The 4538-nt window shown below is 60.6% G+C and carries 5 protein-coding genes; 4 read left to right on the top strand and 1 reads right to left on the bottom strand.

The genetic code is table 11. The features are described from left to right. Positions 1–67 precede the first annotated feature (67 nt). Entirely contained in the window at positions 68–1579 is a 1512-nt protein-coding gene (gene glcD, locus NW856_RS09380; RefSeq protein WP_414399950.1) for a glycolate oxidase subunit GlcD, read from the bottom strand. Between the two features lie 72 nt (positions 1580–1651). Between glcD and NW856_RS09375 the strand changes: the two genes are divergently transcribed. The 4 genes from NW856_RS09375 (at position 1652) to NW856_RS09360 (ending at position 4490) form a co-directional block, all read left to right on the top strand. Next, entirely contained in the window at positions 1652–2884 is a 1233-nt protein-coding gene (locus tag NW856_RS09375; RefSeq protein ID WP_414399949.1) for a class I SAM-dependent methyltransferase, read from the top strand. A gap of 130 nt (positions 2885–3014) precedes the next feature. Then, on the top strand, positions 3015–3215 hold the full coding sequence (gene rpmI, locus NW856_RS09370; RefSeq protein ID WP_011434387.1) for a 50S ribosomal protein L35: 201 nt from the start codon (positions 3015–3017) through the stop codon (positions 3213–3215). Positions 3216–3322: 107 nt separating this feature from the next. Next, positions 3323–3679, top strand: a complete 357-nt coding sequence (gene rplT / locus NW856_RS09365; protein WP_011434388.1) for a 50S ribosomal protein L20 — start codon at positions 3323–3325, stop codon at positions 3677–3679. Positions 3680–3758: 79 nt separating this feature from the next. Continuing rightward, positions 3759–4490, top strand: a complete 732-nt coding sequence (locus NW856_RS09360) for a transporter substrate-binding domain-containing protein (protein WP_414399948.1) — start codon at positions 3759–3761, stop codon at positions 4488–4490. Positions 4491–4538: the final 48 nt, after the last annotated feature.

Here is a 4538-nt window from a genome sequence, read left to right as displayed (position 1 = left end):
CCGCTGGCGCGAGCAGTAGCCCAGGCGTCTCACTCTAGCCTGAAACGACTGCATATCACGTTCAAAATCAAAAGACTGGGATCTCTTGCCATTCTGGTTGGCTGTGGGCGTGGGCTGACTCACCGCAGGTGCGGGGGGTGGGAAAGATCTTGCCGGGGTTGGCGATGTGCTGGGGGTCGAACACCTGCCGCACCCATTGCATGCTCTCCAGATCCGCAGGCGTAAACATTTCCGGCATGTAGCAGCGTTTGTCTGCCCCGATGCCATGTTCGCCGGAGATGCTGCCCCCCAAGCGCACGCAGAGCTTAAGGATCTCGCCCCCCAGTTTCTCCACCTGCTCCAGGGATCCCGGCACCGACTCGTCGTAGAGGATCAAGGGGTGCAGATTGCCGTCGCCAGCGTGAAACACATTGGCCACCGGATAACCGTACTCACGGCTGAGGCGCTCGATTTCCTTCAAGACAAAGGCTAGCTGGCTGCGGGGGATCACCCCATCCTGAACATAGTAGTTGGGGCTGAGCTTGCCCATGGCGGCAAATGCTGCCTTACGTCCTTTCCACACCCGCGCCCGCTCTTCCGGGTCGGATGCGACTTGCACCTGTCGCGCCCCATTTTTGAAGCACAGCGCCCTCACCTGCTGGCTGGCTTCTTCCACCTCCAGTTCCAGCCCATCCACCTCCACCAACAAAATGGCCGCCGCATCCCGCGGATAGTAGCCCAACTGCACCACATCCTCCACGGCATTGATGCTGAAGTTGTCCATAATCTCCAGGCCGGCGGGGATGATCCCGGCAGCAATGATGTCGGAGACCGTGGATCCCGCCGCTTCCACACTGTCAAAGTCTGCCAGCAAAACCTGCACTTGAGCCGGGGCCTTGAGCAAGCGCAGGGTAATCTCGGTGGCAATGCCCAGGGTGCCCTCGGATCCCACAAACAGCCCCACCCAGTCGTAGCCGGGCATCTCCGGGATCTTGCCTCCCCAGCACACCACCTCCCCATCCGGCAGCACCACCGTCAGGCCGAGAATGTGGTTGGCTGTTACGCCGTACTTGAGGCAGTGGACACCGCCGGAGTTCTCCGCCACATTACCTCCGATGGAGCAAACCGACTGGCTAGAGGGATCCGGCGCATAAAAGTAGCCTTGGGCGGCCACGGCCTGGGTAATCCAAGTGTTAATAACCCCCGGCTGCACCACCATGCAGCGGTTGTCCAGATCGATTTCCAGGATCTGCTTCATCAGGGTGGTGGCGATGACGACGCTATTTTCCACCGGCAGGGCTCCCCCTGAGAGGCCCGTACCGGATCCCCGCGCCACGAAGGGCACCTGGTAGCGGCTGCACAGCTTCACCACCTGCGCTACCTCTTCTGTTGTGCGAGGCAACACCACCAGCGCCGGCCTTTGCCGGTAGCTGACCAGCCCATCGCATTCGTAAACCAGCAGCTCCTCCGGCTTGCTGATCACCCGCTGGGGATCCAGAATCTTTTTGAGCTCAGCCGTCAGCCTGATCCAGTCGAAGGTGAGGCCGGTTTGCAGAGGATGAGAAGAAGTTTTTGCGCTGGCAGTGCGAAGCACTTTCATAACAGTAGGCTCAGCAGGAGTTTGGGAGGGGGATATTGTCACTATAGTCTTGCTGGCTCCAACAGATAGTCCATGCAGCCCAACTCCCCCAGCGCCGAACAAATCCTCAACCAAGTGCGGCAGCTCTACGAGCTCTACCCTTTCCCCCCGCAGCCCGTCAGCACTGTTCCCCCGCCGGGGTGGAATTGGCGCTGGAGTTGGCCCCAGGCCCATGCCTTTTGTACGGGATCCCATCCGGGTCGGCGCAAGGTGCGCATTCTGGATGCGGGCTGTGGCTCGGGAGTGGGAACAGAATACATTGCCCACCAAAACCCCAACGCAGAAATTTGGGCCTTTGATCTGAGCAGCCGCGCCCTGGAGATTGCCGAGGCCCGTTGTCGGGCTTCCCAGGCACCGCCGGTGCAGTTTCGCCAGCTCAACGTCTACGACATCGACCAGCTGCCGGGGCAGTTTGACTTCATCAACTGCGTGGGCGTGCTCCACCACCTGCCCGATCCGCTAGCGGGGCTGCAGGCTTTGGCCGGCAAATTGGCTCCCGGCGGGCTCTTGCACCTGTTTGTGTATGGTGAGCTGGGCCGCCACGAAATCCGCCTCATGCAAAAGGCCATCCGCCTGCTGGTAACGGGTTCTGAACACCAGACCCTTGCCTCGGCGGAGCAATTGCAGAGGGGTCTCCAGGTGGGCCGCCGCCTTTTCGAGATCTTGCCGGAAACCAACCGCATCCAGCAGCAAGAACGGGCCCGCTGGGCCATCGAGAACGTGGACGACGAATGCTTCGCCGATATGTACCTGCACCCCCAGGAAGTGGACTACACCATCGAGACTCTGTTTGAATTAATCCGGGCTTCCGGACTGCAGTTTCTGCGCTTTTCCAACCCGGAGTTTTGGCGGCTGGAACGGGTGTTGGGCCAGGACGAGGCCCTGCTGGCTCAGGCGGCTCAGCTGCCGGAACCGGAACGCTATCGCCTGATCGAGCTGCTGGATCCGGTGGTAGCCCACTACGAGCTGTTTCTCGGCAAGCCCCCCATCCGCTGCTGGGAATGGACAAGCCCGGAAAGTGTAGCATCAGCCATTGCCCACCTCAGCCCCTGTCTGGGCCTGTGGCCGGGGCGGAGCATTTTCAACTATGCTTACGAAGCCATCTCCCTGAGCGAAGAAGCCTTCGCCTTTCTCCAACAGGTGGACGGGATCCGCACCGTCCAAGAGATCCAGGCTGGCCTAGAGTGCCCCCTGAGCTTCGAGCAACTGCAACGCCTGCTGCGCTGGCAAGTGCTGCTGCTGGAGCCGCAAAACTCGGTCTCTTGAGAGTTTCTCGACTGCTGTCATTTGCCTCGGCGGAACGGAGTCCTCGGCATTTGCCCTCTTGTTCTTCTATGGCTTATGCTAGAAGGCTGTGACCTTTAGCTCTGGCCCCGCGTATTCTGGGGTTACCATCATGCCCAAAATCAAAACCCGCAAGGCAGCAGCCAAGCGCTTCCGCCTGACCGGCAGCGGCAAGTTTATGCGTCGCAGGGCCGGGCACAACCACTTGCTGGAGCACAAAACCAGCAAGCGCAAACGCAAATTGGCCGGTGTGGCCCTGGTGGACAAGCGGGATGTGGTCAATGTGCGCCTGATGTTGCCCAACACCCACTAGCCGGGATCCCGCTCGCGCCGGCAAGAAGATTTCAGGGGCTGGCATTGGCGACAGCAGTTCCGATCCCGTTAGTTTGAGTTTGTTCAAGTTCCTATTGAGTTACTGCCATGAGAGTCAAACGGGGCAATGTCGCCCGCAAGCGCCGCAAAAAGATCCTCAAGCTGGCCAAAGGCTTTCGGGGAGCCGGTTCAAAGCTGTTCCGCACCGCCAACCAGCAGGTGATGAAGGCTTTGCGCAGCGCCTACCGGGATCGCCGCCGCAAGAAGCGGGATTTTCGTCGCCTATGGATTACCCGCATCAACGCGGCCACCCGTGCCCAGGGCCTGCGTTACCACGAGTTCATCGATGGTCTCAAAAAAGCCAATATCCAGCTCAACCGCAAAATGTTGGCCCGCTTGGCTTTCCTGGATCCAGAGGCCTTTACCCAGGTGGTGGAGGCAGCGCGCCAGTCTCGCGCCTCCTGAGGAGGTTCCGACGGCTATCCAGAAGTCCTTCCTGGCAGCCATTCTGGCCCTCGCCTGCCTGGGGAGAGGGATCCATACTGTGGCTCGTCCTTGGCCGGAGATTGTGGATTCTGGACGGCTGCGCGTTGCCGTAAAAGACAACTTGAGGCCGCTGGGGTTTCGCACTCCCCAAGGGGATCTGCAGGGGTTTGAGATCGAGCTGGCTTGTGAGCTGGGATCCCGGCTGTTGGGCTCGGCAGAGGCTGTGGAGTTGGTGCCGGTCTCGAATGTAGAGCGGCTGCAGGTGCTGGCTGACGGCCAGGTGGATTTGGCCATTGCTCAGATCGGCATTACCCCGGATCGGGCGCGCCAGGTGGAGTTCACTTCTGCTTACTATCAGGATGGCCCCAGCTTGGTTGTGGCTCGTTCCCACAACTGGGAAAGCTGGTCGGACTTGCGGGGCGGTCGCGTTGCAGTCTTGCGCGGTTCCAGCGCCATTCCCCTGCTGAATCGATACCTGCCAGGGGTGGAGTTGGTGCCTGTCGATTCCTACCGAGAAGGGGCGGAACTGCTCCTGAAAGGGGCGGTGCAGGGGTGGGCAGCAGATCGCTCGGTGCTGGCAGGGTGGCTAGCAGAGCATCCCCGTCGCGAAAGCGCTGCGGAGCCACAGTTTCAATTTCTGGGATCCCCCTTGGCAACGGTGGGGCTGGGCATTGCCATGCCCAAGGGGCTGCAGCACGCCGAATTGCGGCTGCGGGTGCGCCGAGAACTGGAGAATTTGCGGGCTGAGGGCTGGCTGGCAGAGCGGGCCAGAGCCTGGGGGTTGCCCTAAAGTTGAGGATACTCCCTACTGATACATTTACGCTGAACACTGCTGAAC

The organism is Synechococcus sp. R3-13 (assembly GCF_047462195.1).
GTDB lineage: Bacteria > Cyanobacteriota > Cyanobacteriia > Thermostichales > Thermostichaceae > Thermostichus.
This window is presented reverse-complemented; position numbering and strand designations above follow the sequence as displayed.

Coding starts and splice junctions, on each gene's coding strand:
- glcD (WP_414399950.1), bottom strand. CDS start 1,579: ATGAAAGTGCTTCGCACTGCCAGCGCAAAAACTTCTTCTCATCCTCTG.
- NW856_RS09375 (WP_414399949.1), top strand. CDS start 1,652: ATGCAGCCCAACTCCCCCAGCGCCGAACAAATCCTCAACCAAGTGCGG.
- rpmI (WP_011434387.1), top strand. CDS start 3,015: ATGCCCAAAATCAAAACCCGCAAGGCAGCAGCCAAGCGCTTCCGCCTG.
- rplT (WP_011434388.1), top strand. CDS start 3,323: ATGAGAGTCAAACGGGGCAATGTCGCCCGCAAGCGCCGCAAAAAGATC.